15 protein-coding genes and 5 pseudogenes are annotated in these 14,343 nt (G+C 57.6%); 15 read left to right on the top strand and 5 right to left on the bottom strand.

Annotated features, from left to right (window positions below; translation table 11 throughout):
• Positions 1 to 5: 5 nt before the first annotated feature.
• Positions 6 to 239 (bottom strand): DUF2171 domain-containing protein, encoded by a 234-nt coding sequence (locus tag AC1DTN_RS23410; protein WP_439019317.1) that lies wholly within the window; start codon positions 237 to 239, stop codon positions 6 to 8.
• Positions 240 to 700: 461 nt separating this feature from the next.
• Positions 701 to 1,888, bottom strand: a complete 1,188-nt coding sequence (locus AC1DTN_RS23405; RefSeq protein ID WP_477922842.1) for an MFS transporter — start codon at positions 1,886 to 1,888, stop codon at positions 701 to 703.
• Between the two features lie 213 nt (positions 1,889 to 2,101).
• On the opposite strand from AC1DTN_RS23405, the gene AC1DTN_RS23400 reads away from it, so the two are divergent.
• Positions 2,102 to 2,251, top strand: a complete 150-nt coding sequence (locus AC1DTN_RS23400; protein WP_477922840.1) for a hypothetical protein — start codon at positions 2,102 to 2,104, stop codon at positions 2,249 to 2,251.
• Between the two features lie 540 nt (positions 2,252 to 2,791).
• Here the strand turns inward: AC1DTN_RS23400 and AC1DTN_RS23395 are convergent.
• Positions 2,792 to 3,376, bottom strand: coding sequence for a hypothetical protein (locus AC1DTN_RS23395; protein WP_477852873.1), 585 nt, complete (start codon positions 3,374 to 3,376; stop codon positions 2,792 to 2,794).
• A 153-nt stretch (positions 3,377 to 3,529) separates the two neighbouring features.
• Positions 3,530 to 3,649, bottom strand: coding sequence for a hypothetical protein (locus tag AC1DTN_RS23390; protein WP_024324033.1), 120 nt, complete (start codon positions 3,647 to 3,649; stop codon positions 3,530 to 3,532).
• 139 nt (positions 3,650 to 3,788) lie between these two features.
• Between AC1DTN_RS23390 and AC1DTN_RS23385 the strand changes: the two genes are divergently transcribed.
• The 4 genes from AC1DTN_RS23385 (at position 3,789) to AC1DTN_RS23370 (ending at position 5,801) form a co-directional block, all read left to right on the top strand.
• Positions 3,789 to 4,430, top strand: coding sequence for a DeoR/GlpR family DNA-binding transcription regulator (locus AC1DTN_RS23385; protein WP_477922838.1), 642 nt, complete (start codon positions 3,789 to 3,791; stop codon positions 4,428 to 4,430).
• Entirely contained in the window at positions 4,427 to 4,717 is a 291-nt protein-coding gene (locus tag AC1DTN_RS23380; RefSeq protein ID WP_477922836.1) for a GNAT family N-acetyltransferase, read from the top strand. The genes AC1DTN_RS23385 and AC1DTN_RS23380 overlap by 4 nt, the downstream gene beginning before the upstream one ends.
• 503 nt (positions 4,718 to 5,220) lie before the next feature.
• Entirely contained in the window at positions 5,221 to 5,421 is a 201-nt protein-coding gene (locus AC1DTN_RS23375) for a type II toxin-antitoxin system VapB family antitoxin (protein ID WP_016736583.1), read from the top strand.
• Positions 5,418 to 5,801, top strand: coding sequence for a type II toxin-antitoxin system VapC family toxin (locus AC1DTN_RS23370; RefSeq protein WP_477922834.1), 384 nt, complete (start codon positions 5,418 to 5,420; stop codon positions 5,799 to 5,801). The genes AC1DTN_RS23375 and AC1DTN_RS23370 overlap by 4 nt, the downstream gene beginning before the upstream one ends.
• 96 nt (positions 5,802 to 5,897) lie before the next feature.
• Here AC1DTN_RS23370 and AC1DTN_RS23365 read toward each other — a convergent pair whose 3' ends face one another.
• On the bottom strand, positions 5,898 to 6,158 hold the full coding sequence (locus tag AC1DTN_RS23365; protein WP_477922833.1) for a hypothetical protein: 261 nt from the start codon (positions 6,156 to 6,158) through the stop codon (positions 5,898 to 5,900).
• 289 nt (positions 6,159 to 6,447) lie between these two features.
• On the opposite strand from AC1DTN_RS23365, the pseudogene AC1DTN_RS23360 reads away from it, so the two are divergent.
• The 10 genes and pseudogenes from AC1DTN_RS23360 to AC1DTN_RS23315 form a co-directional block, all read left to right on the top strand.
• A pseudogene (locus tag AC1DTN_RS23360) lies at positions 6,448 to 6,621 on the top strand (IS3 family transposase); the annotation flags it as partial.
• A gap of 235 nt (positions 6,622 to 6,856) precedes the next feature.
• Positions 6,857 to 7,102: pseudogene (locus tag AC1DTN_RS23355) on the top strand (AAA family ATPase); the annotation flags it as partial.
• A gap of 14 nt (positions 7,103 to 7,116) precedes the next feature.
• On the top strand, positions 7,117 to 7,326 hold the full coding sequence (locus AC1DTN_RS23350) for a hypothetical protein (RefSeq protein ID WP_477922831.1): 210 nt from the start codon (positions 7,117 to 7,119) through the stop codon (positions 7,324 to 7,326).
• A gap of 369 nt (positions 7,327 to 7,695) precedes the next feature.
• Positions 7,696 to 8,289 (top strand): DUF6088 family protein, encoded by a 594-nt coding sequence (locus AC1DTN_RS23345; protein ID WP_477922829.1) that lies wholly within the window; start codon positions 7,696 to 7,698, stop codon positions 8,287 to 8,289.
• Positions 8,282 to 9,299 (top strand): annotated as a pseudogene (locus AC1DTN_RS23340) (nucleotidyl transferase AbiEii/AbiGii toxin family protein). The gene AC1DTN_RS23345 and the pseudogene AC1DTN_RS23340 overlap by 8 nt, the downstream one beginning before the upstream one ends.
• A gap of 21 nt (positions 9,300 to 9,320) precedes the next feature.
• The gene (locus AC1DTN_RS23335; RefSeq protein ID WP_477922827.1) at positions 9,321 to 9,737 is read left to right on the top strand and encodes a hypothetical protein; all 417 of its coding nucleotides are present in this window, start codon (positions 9,321 to 9,323) and stop codon (positions 9,735 to 9,737) included.
• Between the two features lie 679 nt (positions 9,738 to 10,416).
• Positions 10,417 to 12,768, top strand: a complete 2,352-nt coding sequence (locus AC1DTN_RS23330) for a methyl-accepting chemotaxis protein (protein ID WP_477922825.1) — start codon at positions 10,417 to 10,419, stop codon at positions 12,766 to 12,768.
• A gap of 10 nt (positions 12,769 to 12,778) precedes the next feature.
• Positions 12,779 to 13,291, top strand: a pseudogene (locus tag AC1DTN_RS23325) (lipase); the annotation flags it as partial.
• A 180-nt stretch (positions 13,292 to 13,471) separates the two neighbouring features.
• Positions 13,472 to 13,699: a CopG family transcriptional regulator gene (locus AC1DTN_RS23320; RefSeq protein ID WP_477922867.1), complete on the top strand. Its 228-nt coding sequence runs from the start codon at positions 13,472 to 13,474 to the stop codon at positions 13,697 to 13,699.
• A pseudogene (locus tag AC1DTN_RS23315) lies at positions 13,696 to 14,138 on the top strand (TA system VapC family ribonuclease toxin). The gene AC1DTN_RS23320 and the pseudogene AC1DTN_RS23315 overlap by 4 nt, the downstream one beginning before the upstream one ends.
• Positions 14,139 to 14,343 lie beyond the last annotated feature (205 nt).

The raw sequence follows: 14,343 nt of genomic DNA, 5'->3' as shown, positions 1-14,343 counted from the left end.
CCCAATCAATTGATCGACGACCACTGACTACGGACGTCGTCCGCGCTCTTGGTCAGATGAACGTGTTTATCGATGTGATCCACCCAATCCAAAGGAATTAGATGATGCTGACCATCGTCGGAATCCGACTTTGTGAGCTTAATCCGAGACGAGCCGTCCATATGGTCGACGGTGCCAACGTGGGTGCCGTCTGCGCCGATCACTTCCATATGTTCGCGAACCTGTTCTGCAGAAATCATTGGAAATTCTCCTTTGCTAGAATGCGAGAAGGCAACGTCCGCGTTGCCGACTTGGTTCCCTGCCACCATGATTAGGGTGCTGTTGTTGAAGCCTCCGAGGGCGCTCGCTTCTGGAGCCACCTGAGAACACGAATTTCACCGTCGTCATCCACCTTAGCAGACGCTCGCTCTTTGATTTGAGCTTGAAAATGTATCGCAGCAGCCCGGCTTCGAAATCCTCGAAAACTGCCGAATGTATGGATGACGAACGGCAGACGGATCGCGTGTTGACCAGCTTGGCGGCCAAATGATGTCTTCTACCAGACGCGACATACCAGGTGAGCATTTGGACGGCTTCGCTTTCGAATTCGTCAGCATGCCCAGCCATTTTATCCGGCACCTGCAGTGGCGACACCTAACCCCTTGAGCGCCTTTCCGTTGATAGATTTGTCGCGCAATTCCTTACTTTCGAAAGCTAAAACTCAGGCTGCGCGGCGTCGTCCCACCATCAAGATCATCGCGCCCAACCCGCATAGTGCCGCGCATAACGCGAACAGTGACCAATACCCGAATGCATTGGCCCAAAGCCCGGTGCCAAGCCCCGAAAGGAGGAACCCGACACTAATCGTGTTGCCGAACAGAGCAGAGGCGATTCCAGCCCGGCCGGGAAGAAGGTCTTGCATAAAGGCCATGCCGACGATGCTTATTAATCCGATCCCGGCGGCCCTTGGGATTTGACCCAGATAGAGCGACGCCAGTGTCGGCCATGCGAGTGCCATAACGAAGTAGGCGGCGAAAAGAGCAAACCCTGCGAGGAGCAGCTCTTGCCTGTCTGACAGTTTTGGCCAGAGCACGAAGGCGGCCATGACCACGACTTCCAATCCCGCACAGAGACTAAATAGGAAACCGACGTCTTGTTCGGTCCCGAGCTCTTTCGCCACGACGATCGCCATTGCATTCGACCCCATGAACATCGCAGTGTGAAAAGCCGACAGGGCGACGGCAGCTGGCGCGGCACGGTAAAAGACTTCCGATGTCAGCTTAGCGCGTCCCTCGGCATTGACGACCGCTCGCATGCGGGTGAAGAAAACGATGGCCAATGACAGTCCAGCTAGCGAGGCCGCTCCCAGGAATACGCCTGGAAAACCTGTCTGAGACACCAGGACAGCGCCGAGAGCCGGGCCGACTGTCCAGCTGAGCGACGAGACCAGCCGAAGGATCGCCATTCCGCGCGATATTGTCGAGCCCCCGAACTCGTCCAGTCGGCCTTTGGCCACCGCGAACAAGATGCTGAAAGATGCCGCGCCAAGCCCAAGGAGAATGCCGGCGTTTACGACCAACATCCAAGTCTCTGTAAGCCACGCGCAAAGACTAAATCCGATGCATTTCGAAAGAAGCGAAGTGAGGAGCGGCCAGATGACGGGTTGGCGGTCGAGGAGATGCCCGAAGAAGCTCGTGACGGCAATTCCAGTCGCCGCTGGAATCGTCAGAAACGCGCCAAGCTCCAGCGGCGACATCCCAATTACTTGGACTGCAAGGAGCGCGATGTAGCTTCCTGCCATCGCCTCCGCGAGCATCGCCAAGAGGATCGCAAAGAATACAGCACCGAAGGTCGGCACGCGAAAAGGCGAAACCCCGGATGCTTTCACATGCTCGACATTCTGCTCCATTTGTTCCCCTGACGCCTATGGCTCCTGACGGACTTCAGCATGATAATCCGAGCAACGGACAATTGTTCAGCCTGAACTGGCACTGCATAGGGGCTCAGAACTCGTTCTCAATACGCTAGAAGCCTGGCGGTCTTCCGCCTTCGGGGACCTAACGTGCTTTCTCATGCGTTCCAAACGACCATATCCTTGCGGAACCGAAGAGGACGTGATTCCATGACCACCGCAACAATAGCCCGAGTGTGGCGCGGCCAAACCCGACGGGAAATTGCTGACGAATACGAACAATATCTGAAGGCCGAAGGCATCCCGCCGCTGTTGCAAAATGCCCTTGGTTCAGCTCTTAAGGGAGGATCTCGATACTGAGACGTGGTTTGCGACGACATCGTATTGGCCGGATATCGAATCCATGACGGCATTCACGAAAGGCAATCCTACCAAGATGCACCACCCAAAGAGAGATGCCGAATATCTGATCGAGCCGCCGGAGGGGATCGCCATACATACGATTCTTATTGATCGGCATCCGTCAGGCAGAAACGAACGAAACTAACTGTTCCAGGCGTCGTTCTGCGGCACCGCGTTCAGGACGACATCGTAAGCCTGGTATTTCGCAGCATATTTCTTCGGCGATCAGGGATATGGGCTGCCAGGCAGACTTGGGTTCATTCCCCGCCACGATATTCCATCCGCCCACGATCGAGAACTGCGAGCCACCGCCATACAATTATGGTCCGATATCGCTCGCCTTGACGCTAACTGAACGAAGGCGACACGCCCGCTTTAATGCCTGAGCGCGTTAACTTTACGATGCCCATCCGGCAGACTGGCAACCCAGCGGCCTGATCAGTGTCCGCCCTCAAGGGCGCACTCCAAACGGCGTCCAATAGGCAGGCCGAAACGCACTCAGACTGTGTTCATTTCTCGAAGTTCTGTAATGAATTGCTGCGGCCTCAGCCAGATGCTGGGCGTCTTGTAGCCCATGTGGCGCGCGATCTCGCCAACCCAGTTGTTGCAATTGTCGACCGACGCTTGCCAGAAATGGGAGTTCGCTTGCTGCTCGCGGATAAAAGCGACAACGCCGCTGTATTCGTCGTCCGTGAGCATCACCCGCCAGCTTGCCGACCTGTACTGCTCTTCCAGATCGCCGTCGGTCTGCCCGGTCGTGGCCGGAACCGGTATGAAATGTCCCATGACGTAGGGCGCGGCATCCGGCGAGGCAGGGGCAAGGCCAGCAACCTCGGGATCGATCATATTTCCGTTCGCGTCCACACGCCCGAAAACGACGTAAGTATGCCCATAGGTCAGTGCGTAACGCGAGCGAAACTCGATGAAGTGGGTGTCGGCATTGGCCTGAGCCGTGCCGGTGGTTTTCTGGCCGCGGCTATTGGTCGTGAAACGTGGTTGGGGACTTTTATCTTCCGTCTGGCACGAAGATATCGCAAATACCGACAGGATAACGAGCGGCAGACGGGCTCTTCCAAGCGTCATTCCTAGGCTCCATACTGCGAGCCCTGGCAGTTGCCGGGCCTGAAAATGCTCATATGCCAGTCTTGCGTCGAAAGTCGCAAAAACGAGCCAAGCATGGCGACGCTGTGTGGAGAAGGGCAGCATCGCCCTTCTCCACATTCTAAACACTGGTGGTTACTTGTAGACCGCCTCTGCTGGCGGCGGAGCTTTTCCCTTGCCCTTGCCGATCGTCCCGCAGGCGCTCAGGTTGGCGACTGCGAACATTGCAATGATCAAGACTAGAATTCTGCTCATCAAGAAGTCCCCTATCCTTAAATTCGCACACGTTGTGGTCGGCGACGAATCAGATAGTAGTGATTACTTATATAAGTAACTAGTGCAGAAAGGTCACAGACCAGACGGATCGTTGTCCCCCTTGGTAAGCGTGCATCAGATGACCAAGGCCTGCGTCCCCACGCTGACGAGCGAAAGAAAAGCCCTTATCCTTGAGACCCTTAGAACCACAGGCCGCGTGGTCGCGAAAGAGCTCAGCCTGACGCTGCGCCTGTCGGAAGATACGATCCGTCGCGACCTTCGCGAGCTTGCCTCGGAAGGTCTGCTTCAACGGGTCCATGGTGGGGCTCTGCCCGCATCCAAAGCACTCGCTGATCTTCCAAGCCCGAGGAAAATTTCTGTCGAGGACAAGACGGCAATCGCAAAGGCGGCGGCAGCGACGGTCAGGAATGGCCAGATCATATTCCTGGATGGCGGAACAAGCGCCGTTGCGGTGGCCCGCGCTCTTCCTATGCAACTCCATGCGACCGTTGTCACGCACAGCCCCGATATAGTGGTCGCGCTGTCCGACCACCCGGGCATCGAGGTCGACCTCGTCGGCGGCCGCATCTACAAGCACTCCAATGTCGCGGTAGTGGCCGTCGCGAGTGAGGGTATCTCCCACATCCGCGCCGATATTCCGGCGATGAGCCGGGTGCTGACGGCCTCGATCACGTCCCTTTGCACTGAGGATCACGGAAACGACCCGCGCCGCCTGCGTCAATGGACGCAAAACAAGTCTGAAGCAGGCATTGGTAGATGATGGATAATCCTGCCCAAACGGTCTGGGTCGCAGAAGTCAGCGGCGAAATCGCGGCGGTGGGGGCAGTCGCAGGCGACAGCATCGTCCTCAACTACGTGGCTCCCGAGTACCGCCTTCCGGGGGTGAGCAAGGCACTATTGGCCACTATGGAAGACTCGCTCCGCAATGCCGGCATATCTCTCGGCAAGTTGGTCAGCACCAGAACTGCCTTACGCTTCTACCTCGCCTGCGGCTGGTTAGAGTTGGGACCTGGCGCCGGCGGAATCCGAATGCAAAAGGTGCTGTGAGGAGCACTAGCACCAAATGCGGTTTAGTCGCATCGAACGAGCGTTCAAGTTCTTCGGCCGCTCGCTTCGGGCGGGTCTCGGGTCATCTGCCGGGGCGACGAGCGTTATTGCGAAGGCGCGGTCGATGAACCGCGCCACTGATCCCAAGGTGGTCGACGCCGAAGCTCTGCGCGGGCCGGTAGTGGGTGATTTTCAACCCGGTCGACTACGTCTACAAACTCTCGCCTTGATGAGATACGAACCTTCGACCACGCTGTTTCACAATCGTGCAGTCGATGGGATACTAACCGGCGCGCCTGCGGCTTTTTAGATTTTATGGGTACGACCTCGACGTATATCGCTGGCGAGGTCGTACTTGCCTTAAGCTCGGAGCGCCCGCGACCGCGCGAAATATCACATTGGTGGATTTGAACATCCGACTGCGGACGTATTGGAATAGAGATCAGGCGTAGATTTCATCACCAAATGGTGCTATCTGTAACACCATAATCAGGAAACCAACAATGCGCTCGACTATCAATCTCGACGACACGCTCATGGAAAGGGCTAGGTCCCTAACCGGCACGAAAGAAACCGCCACTCTGGTCCGCCAAGCGTTGGAGACGCTTGTCCGTGTGGAGTCGGGAAAACGCCTCATTGCTCTCGGCGGAACTATGCCGGACGCGGAGGCAGCCCCACGCCGCCGGAGCGCAGCCGCCAAGTGATACTTGCCGACACTTCCATCTGGATCGATCATTTCCGGCATGCCGATTCAGAGCTGCGTAGGATTATTGAGGACGACCGTCTTTTATGCCATCCAGCCGTAATCGGAGAGCTTGCACTTGGCAGTCTTCGGGATCGCAGCAGCGTGATAGCTTTCCTGACGGCCCAGCGCGAAGCGCTCGTCGCGACGCACGATGAAGTCATGATGATGATCGATCGCCACGCCATTTTCAGTATGGGCATTGGCTACACAGATGCACACTTGATGGCCTCAGTTCTCCTCGATCAGCGAGCGGCCTTATGGACCAGAGACAAGCGTCTGCGGGCAGCGGCCGAAAAGGCGGGGGCGTCACTTTACACCCCTGCCAATGCGCGAACCTAAATGCTCTATCGAAGCGCTCATGCTGGTCGAGAGCCGTCTGCGAGCCGGAGCTGGAGGAGCGGCTGACATCATCACGATTGACGAACGGATCTCATGCTACCCAACTGCAACAGGAGTGTGAAAGCTATGACGCTTAGCCCTCCTAGGACAGCGAAAACCGCTTGTGGCCCAACGCCGGCCATCAGTGCCGCCAAAACCGGAGGCGCCAATGCATTTATGAGATTCATCGGTAGAGCGATGCTTGCCATCGCCGCGGCGCGCCCTCAGGAGCTCGATGTCTCTCTGAAGCTTGATCATCCGGTCTCGCAGCTCTTCCATCGGAATGCCCGGTTTGGTGAATGAATCGAGATCGCTCATGGTGCTTCCTTTCGGGCGATCCCTCGCCGCCGTTTGAAAGTGATGCTGCCGCGCCGATCCTGGCGACGCCACTGCACGAAGGTATCGGCGACACCTTGGTATCGGTCATACCTTGGTTCAATGGTTGCCTTGTGAGCACCTTTCTACGGTTGGCGGCTGCGCCAGAAGGCGCAGTTCAAAGCCAGACAAAGGAGACTAGAATGGGAACTAGAGTGGCAGGGCCGGGATCGGTAATTGATGATTTTGCAGATCTGCGCTCTCGGCCATCACGGCCGCCGTTGTCGGCATCATTGCCCTGCACCGCTTGCAGTTCTCGGTGCGGACGATGTGCCGCATTTTGCGGGTTCATCCCAGTGGATTTTACACCTGGCTGAAGAACCCGCTGAGCGGGCGGGCCAACGAGGACAAGCGACAGACCGATCTGCTCCTGAAAGCGTGGCAAGAGAGTGGCAAGGTTCACGGTTAGGGGATCAGACCTTTCGTGGTTGGAGCCGTAGGGCAACTTTTCGAGCAAAACTTCGATGGCTGGCCTTCCGAAGCCCCATTGGAAAAGAAGTAGCGTCACTAAAACTGCAGCGAAGCGGTCACCAAAATAGCTCCCACATCATCGGCTGTGCTATTTCTTTTCCAATCTACGGGCCATTGACTTCCAATTGTCATGCCCCAGAGTTCCAGTCGTCAGAGAATCGGAAACGGGCATGTACGAGCGGTTCGTCGAGCATCGGGTGGTGGAAGCCCTTTCAGACACCCCGGTGGTTCTGATCGTGGGACCACGACGGGCGGGCAAGACAACGCTTGTCCGCAAGATGGGTGAGGCGGGGCGGAGCTATATCACGCTCGACGACCAGACGGTGCTCGACGCCGCGCAGTCCGATCCGGCCGGTTTCATTCGCGGTCTGGATCGCGCGATTATCGATGAGATTCAGCGCGCGCCCGACGCGATCAGCTGATGCATGAGGTGGATATCGTCCTGGAACGCGACGACGGCATGATCGTGGGAATTGAGGTCAAGGCGTCAGCGACGGTGAAGTCCAGCGACTTTGCCGGACTGCGGACCTTGGCCGAAGCATGCAAGGAGAGGTTCGCCTACGGCGTCGTGCTCTATGACAGCACCGATTTCGTGCCCTTCGGCGACAGATTGGCCGCAGCGCCATTGTCAGCTTTGTGACGGTGAGGGCTGTGCAACAATCGGCAAAATCGTCCCGCACAAGCTGCAGCCGAACCGTCGAACCTGCTTTGGGGTGGACCTGTCTGTCGCGGGAGGCGCTCGCGCTTGCAGTCTGGGAGGCATCGTAAACTTAAAGGGCACGAGGCGGTCGTAAGCCTGACGTTCGGCGTCGACCCCTCGGCCATCGAGATCATCATTCGCGCCTAACCCAAGGACAAAATAGATGCAGACGAGATAGCTGCGGCTTGTTTGCCGCAGGAAAAGGCCGCCCTTGCGGCACGAATTTTGAACCAAGTCTGGGAGGCTGCGTTGATAGGTTCACTTGCGAAGTGTCAGAAACTTGCATATATTTCTGACAGGAGAAAACCTATGCAACGACTGACATCTCAAATTCTTGCATATGCTGAGCAATCGCCGGAGGGTACCGCCCTGTCCGCAAAAAGCCTGCTGCATCTCGGTAATCGTGCCGCAGTAGACCATGCTCTGTCGCGCCTGCATGAGCGTGGAGAACTGGTCAGGGCTGGGCGTGGTATCTATATGAAGGCTATCAAAAGCCGGTTCGGAAGCAGGCCGCCGACTGTCGAGCAAGCGATCGAGGCAGTCGCACATCAACGTGGCGAGGTCATCGTTTCAAATGGTGCGGCCGCGGCCAACGCCCTTGGGCTCACGACGCAGGTTCCGGTTCGCTCCATCTATCTGACCTCTGGCCGCAGCCGGACAATGAGTGTCGGAAGCCAAAAGGTCGAGCTCAAGCACGTGCCTCGTTGGCAGTTGTCGCTCGCCAGCCGGCCGGCCGGCGTCGCTGTGCGCGCGCTCGCCTGGCTGGGGCCGGAGCGAGCGGAGGAGGCTCTTTTGAGCATCAAGCGGAAACTGCCGCCTGAGGCGTTCAACGAGCTTGTTGCTGCAGCACCTCAGTTTCCGACCTGGCTCGCACTAAGCGTCGGAAAGGCAGCGCATGGCTGATCACTTCCTCCAGCTCTCGATCGACGACAAGCGCGAGGTTCTCGCCATTGTGCGTCAGACCGATCGAAGCGTCCAGTTCACTTGCTTGAAAAGGACGTCTGGGTCGTCTGGGCGCTTCGAACACTCTACGCCACGGCGCTTGGCGAGAGCCTTGTTTTCAAGGGCGGGACTTCGCTATCGAAGGCCTACGGCGCGCCATCCGACGGTTTTCGGAAGATGTCGACCTCACCTACGACATCCGTGCGCTTGCCCCTGATCTCGTCGGGGACAACGAAGAAGCTCTCCCAAAAACCCGTAGCGAGGAAAAGCGCTGGTCGAGCGAGGTGCGGAGACGATTACCGATCTGGGTGACCGACACGGTTGGGCCGATCATAGCCGACGAACTCGAGAGGCAGTCACTCCCCGCAGAGATCCGTAGCGAAGCCGACAGGCTCTACATCGACTATCAAGCCATCGGTTCGGGATCTGGTTATGTCGCGCCCAGCGTCATGCTGGAATTCGGAGCCCGGTCTACGGGCGAGCCGGCCAGCCTTCGAGACATCACGTGCGATGCTGCCGGCCTCGTTGACGGAGTCGACTTTCCGACGGCGGCCCCGAAAGTGATGCACGCCGAACGGACGTTCTGGGAAAAGGCAACAGCGATTCATGTCTTCTGCCTGCAGGAGCGGCTCCGGGGCGACCGCTTTTCGCGTCATTGGCACGACATCGTGCGCCTTGACGACATTGGCCTCGCAGATAGCGCGATCTCCGATCGCGAAGTCGCAAATGCGGTCGCCAAGCATAAGTCGATGTTCTTCTCGGAAAAAGCCGCCAACCGATCGCCAATCGACTACGAGACAGCGGTAAACGGCAACCTGATGCTGACGCCGGTCGGCGGGGGACTGAAAGCCCTCAAGGAAGATTACGCCAGGATGGCGGAGGGCGGTCTTCTTTTCGATGACGCTGAAACGTTCGACAAGCTGCTCGAACGATGTGCTGCCATCTGTGAGAAGGCGAACGCTGCAGCCTGAGAACTGCTTGAGGGTTTTCAAATGGCAAAGCGCGATATGTCGAGAGAAGAGCTCTTCGGTTTGGTATGGGAACGCCCGACCAGCGAGATCGCCAACGAACTCGGCATCTCCGACGTTGCAGTCGGAAAGCTTTGCGAGAAATTGCAGGTTCCCAAGCCTCCGCGGGGATATTGGGCGCGCGTGGAAGCCGGTCAGACGCCGCGGCGCCCGGCTTTGAAAGCATTTCGAGAAGAGTTGGAAGAAAAACGCAAAAGTAGAATACAAGCCCGTACCGCCGGACATTTCACGGAACTTCAATCGAAATTCCTGAATGCCGCACTCGATGAACTTCGTAAGCGAGGCGTTGAACAGACCGATACTTCGCGCCTGAAACATATCTCGAGCCTCGATCAAGATGTCGCCGCGCAGGTGTTGCTTTTGATCCAGGGGCAAGCATAAAAGTAGGCGGAGAGTGGTCGCGTTGCCGTCAACTGGGGGACGTCGGTCAGGGCAAGCATCGGAAAACTCGTCGAGCGATTGATGCCGCTTGCCCGTCCGCAGTTGTTGGCTTTCGAGACGGAAGGCAAGCGCCATTCGTTCTCGGCTGCAGGTCCGATTGTATTCGTCAGGCGGACGACAGAACTTCAGACCAGAATAGCAACGCTTGCGGGGAGGCATGATACGATTTTTGGGTGGCAGCCGAGGATTGAGTAGGCCTGAACCCTGGCAGACCGTTCATCCACCCGCTTCGGAAGACACCCAAGAATGGTAGGTACCGATGGTCGCAGGATAAACGGTACCTATGGAGATCTTGCGTGTCGTCTTGCCGGCGACCGACCGGGCGATCTCGATCGGCAGGCCCACCTCACTCAAAATCCTGACCGCGCGATCGTGAAAGGACGCTCCTGATCTATTGCGCGCAATTGGCTCACATTTCTAATTTTCTTAATGCTGTTTCAATGAAACCAGATCTATCCTGCGACACTATTGGACCTGGCCATGATGAGCCTGCGAACGAGTAAGAACTCGGCGGCCAGCGGATTGTCTTTTTTTGAAGCATCGACGCGAGCGGTTCCAGCACATTCAGCTGTCGTGCGCGCACCAGCGAGACGTCAGCCGCAACGCAAGTGGGGCGACTATGACTTTATCTATCCGCAATATCCTGGTTGGAATTTTTCTTCTTCTGAGCGCAGTGATCTGCGTGCTCACCGCGTCATCCGCGATGGACGCATATAACAAAGAGCAGGTTTTCAGCGATGTATCGAAGCTTACCGCTCTTGACCGCGCACTTTTCCAGACACTTGCGACCTTTCGCAACGAGCGCGGTGACGGTTCATCGGCAGCAAACATGGAAATCGACGCGCTCGCCGGCACGCTGGCTTCGCTGAAAAAGGATCGCGGGCTGGTGGACAGCGCCATGGCTAGCGCCAAGGCGATCTATGCCGATATCGACGACAACGCGATCAAAGCTCAGATTGCCGACGTCATGAACACGTTTGACCGGGTGCTGGCGTTCCGGACAAAGCTTGATGATCAGTTGACGAAAAAGCTGGCAGACCGCGACGCTGGACTGCAGGACAATGCCCTTAACCTCGGACAGGAGCTGCTGACGGCGCTGGAAACCGGCTCGACAGCAATCGAAGCCCGAATCCGCGAAAGCGATCCGTCGATGACGGCAATGATCCAGATCCGCTCATTGGCATGGTCAACGCGTGCGCTTGCGGGGGCATCGAACCTCCAGCTCAATATCACGCTTGGCGCAGGCGCAACGATGACAGCTGCGGAGCTAGGCAAGATCCAACTCAACGATTATGCCGTCACCTTCGCCTGGAAGCAGGTCGGTGTCCTCGTGAACCACAAGGACACGCTTCAGATCATAAGGGACGCCTACCAGGCCGCAGAGACCGGCTATTTCGGAGGTGATTTTGCTCCCAAGCGCGCGGCACTTCTCGAGACATTTTCGGCAGGCAAGAAGGCGCCGATGTCCCTCGACGTTTGGCGGCCGATGGGCAATGACGCCCTTCTCTTCATCACCAATACTGCGGCCGCTGCGGCGGACGGCATGGTCGCTGCAGCCGCTGCCAGTGAGTCTCAGGCATTCGCCCAGTTCATTCTATATTCGCTGATCTTCCTCATCGCTGCTATCGTCAGTGTTGTCGGTATCTGCGTCATTATCTTCCGCGTCACCAAGCCGATCGGCGTCATCACGCATTCGATGGCGGCCTTGGCGCAGGGCGATCTGAAGATCGAGGTGGCCGGTGTCGCTCGCCGTGACGAAATTGGCGAAATGGCTCGTTCCGTCGAGGTCTTCCAGCAGGCTGCTATCCGCAATAAGGCACTTGAAGAGCAAACCGCAGAGGCACGAGTTTCCGCAGAGCGCGAGCGTATCGAGATGCAGCGGCGCGCCGAGGCCGAAGCCGAAGAACGCCTGATACAGGCAACAGGCTCGCTCGCGGGAGGCCTGCGCCGTCTCGCAACCGGCGACCTCGTCTGTGAAATCGATACGGCTCTAGCGCCGCAGTTCGAGGCACTCCGTCACGACTTCAATACTTCGGTCAAGCAGCTTCGCGACGCCATGCGGGGCGTCGGTCAGGCTGCGTCATTGGTCAGCAGCGGCAGCGTCGAGATCTCGCAAGCGTCCGACAACCTCTCCAAGCGTACTGAACAGCAAGCCGCTTCGCTCGAGGAAACCGCCGCTGCACTGGAGGAGGTCACCGCCAATGTGCGATCGACCTCCCAGCGTGCCGGAGACGCCCGCGATCTCGTGCGCGGTGCCCGCTCTCGCGCGGAAAACTCAAGCCAGGTCGTTAATAACGCAGTCAGCGCCATGGGCAAAATCGAGCACTCGTCCAGGCAGATCAGCCAGATTATCGGGGTCATCGACGAGATCGCATTCCAGACCAATCTGCTGGCGTTGAATGCCGGGGTGGAAGCTGCACGTGCCGGTGACGCCGGCAAGGGCTTTGCCGTTGTCGCTCAGGAAGTGCGCGAGTTGGCGCAGCGCTCCGCCAGTGCCGCAAAGGAGATTAAAAGCCTGATCGGCAATTCAGAGGTCGCTGTCAGCGAGGGCGTACGCCTGGTCAACGACACCGGCGAAGGCCTTTCTGCAATTGCCGAACTTGTGCAGCAGATCAACCAGCACATGGACGCTATCGCTACCGCCGCCCAAGAGCAGTCTATGGGGTTGTCGGAGATCAACAGCGCGGTCAACCACATGGACCAGGCGACGCAGCAGAACGCCGCAATGGTCGAACAGATGAACGCCGCCGGCACAGGTCTCGCGCAGGAAAGCAGCCGTCTGGGCGAATTGCTTGGCACTTTCCAGACCGGCGATGGAGGAACAGCCGCCGCCGGGCACCGTGCGTTGGGTCCTTCCAGGACATTGGCGCCAGCCCCCGTTAGAGCGTCAGCGCCTGTCTCTCGCCCGGTGCCTGCCGCACGCGGTAATATAGCGCTCAACAAACTGCAGCAGGAATGGTCGGAATTCTGATCAGAGCCAAGATAGCGCCAGCCCGGGCGGTGATGCCCGGGCTGTGTTCGTTTCAGCAAGCGCCATAGGGCTGTGGCACGGCTTTGTGTGCTGGGGTGGATTGGTTATAAGCGCCATGTTGAAGAACTACCGACCATCAAATCTCGGGCGCGTGGTGATGGTCGGCACACCGAATAATGGCAGCCAAGTCGCAGATTTCTTAAAAAAGGTGCCGCTGTATAAAACAGCTTTCGGCCCAGCCGGCCAGCAGCTCGTCACCGATCAGAGCTCGTTCGCCCATATTTTCAGTCCGGTGGATTTCGAACTGGGCATCATCGCCGGAACCCGAACCATCGATCCCGTCTCGTCATTGATCATTGGCTCTCACATATCCAACGACGGTAAGGTAACGGTAGAAAGCACGCGACTTGACGGAGCTGCTGACCATATCGCGATCGCGGCCAATCACACATTCATTCCATCGAACAAAGTCATGTGGGCGCAAGCCCTTTCGTTTCTTCGAAACGGCAGATTCCACCGATGAGCGCCTTGAGCAGGTTCGAACCGGAAACCCGTGGTTTGCGCACAGATTTGAGAATGTGATTTCAACCGTTTTCGCCGGTGAACAGATTGGCGCAATGGTGCGTCCTTTCGGTACCCACCTTGAGAAGGCCGACCGCGTGATTTATATGATGCGTGATGATCGATGCGCGATGAGGCGGATATGAGAACGACCTTGGCAATCGACGACGATGTGCTGATCGCCGCAAAAGCGATGGCAACCCAGCAGCACCGGAGCGTCGGCGAGGTCATTTCTGAGCTGGCGAGGCGTTCTCTGCGCCGACCGCCCAGCAGCGGCGAGCGCAATGGCATTCCTCTCCTGTCAACTCGGCCGGATACGCCGCCAGTGACGCTCGAAATCGTGAACGCCCTGCGTGACGAATTGCCGTGACTTTCCTGCTCGACGTCAATGTGCTGATTGCCTTAATCGATCCGGGCCATGTAGCCCATGATGATGCGCACGAATGGTTCGCGGCGATAGGTCAGACCGCGTGGGCTACCTGCCCCATTACCGAAATGGTGTCATCCGGATTGTCGGCAACCCCAAATATCCCAACTCTCCCGGTTCACCGTCACTCGTGATAGAAATTGTCCGCAAATTGCGGTCGCTCCCCGGTCACAGTTTTTGGCCGGACGATGTGAGCCTTGTCGGGTCAGGTGATATCGCTCCCACGAAAATTCTAACATCGGGGCAGGTAACTGACACCTACCTGCTTGCGCTAGCCAAGGCGCGTGGGGGCCAGCTGGCGACATTCGATCGCAAGCTGTCAGCAGCAGCGGTTACAAGGGGCAATTCTGCCTTGCACCTGATCACCACGAGTAGATCGTGAGCTCCCGTCGATCCATTATTCGATCTGCCTGGCTTAAAACGTGAACCCCATAGCAACAAGCCGGACGCTGGTCTCGAAGCTCTCGCCCTGCCAAAATCATTGACCCCGCTATTTTCAGTGTCAGTGGCGTAAAGGGTATTTATGGAACTGCCACTGGTCGATATGGTTTACCGCTTCTCTAGGCGGGCGGAATGTCATTTTTTGA

The sequence above is a fragment of the Rhizobium sp. 01T444 genome (assembly GCF_056398305.1).
This window is presented reverse-complemented; position numbering and strand designations above follow the sequence as displayed.

Bases quoted from the DNA above. Each gene is read 5' to 3' on its own strand.
- AC1DTN_RS23410 (WP_439019317.1), bottom strand. From the start codon at position 239: ATGATTTCTGCAGAACAGGTTCGCGAACATATGGAAGTGATCGGCGCA.
- AC1DTN_RS23405 (WP_477922842.1), bottom strand. From the start codon at position 1,888: ATGGAGCAGAATGTCGAGCATGTGAAAGCATCCGGGGTTTCGCCTTTT.
- AC1DTN_RS23400 (WP_477922840.1), top strand. From the start codon at position 2,102: ATGACCACCGCAACAATAGCCCGAGTGTGGCGCGGCCAAACCCGACGG.
- AC1DTN_RS23395 (WP_477852873.1), bottom strand. From the start codon at position 3,376: ATGACGCTTGGAAGAGCCCGTCTGCCGCTCGTTATCCTGTCGGTATTT.
- AC1DTN_RS23390 (WP_024324033.1), bottom strand. From the start codon at position 3,649: ATGAGCAGAATTCTAGTCTTGATCATTGCAATGTTCGCAGTCGCCAAC.
- AC1DTN_RS23385 (WP_477922838.1), top strand. From the start codon at position 3,789: ATGACCAAGGCCTGCGTCCCCACGCTGACGAGCGAAAGAAAAGCCCTT.
- AC1DTN_RS23380 (WP_477922836.1), top strand. From the start codon at position 4,427: ATGATGGATAATCCTGCCCAAACGGTCTGGGTCGCAGAAGTCAGCGGC.
- AC1DTN_RS23375 (WP_016736583.1), top strand. From the start codon at position 5,221: ATGCGCTCGACTATCAATCTCGACGACACGCTCATGGAAAGGGCTAGG.
- AC1DTN_RS23365 (WP_477922833.1), bottom strand. From the start codon at position 6,158: ATGAGCGATCTCGATTCATTCACCAAACCGGGCATTCCGATGGAAGAG.
- AC1DTN_RS23345 (WP_477922829.1), top strand. From the start codon at position 7,696: ATGCAACGACTGACATCTCAAATTCTTGCATATGCTGAGCAATCGCCG.
- AC1DTN_RS23335 (WP_477922827.1), top strand. From the start codon at position 9,321: ATGGCAAAGCGCGATATGTCGAGAGAAGAGCTCTTCGGTTTGGTATGG.
- AC1DTN_RS23330 (WP_477922825.1), top strand. From the start codon at position 10,417: ATGACTTTATCTATCCGCAATATCCTGGTTGGAATTTTTCTTCTTCTG.
- AC1DTN_RS23320 (WP_477922867.1), top strand. From the start codon at position 13,472: ATGAGAACGACCTTGGCAATCGACGACGATGTGCTGATCGCCGCAAAA.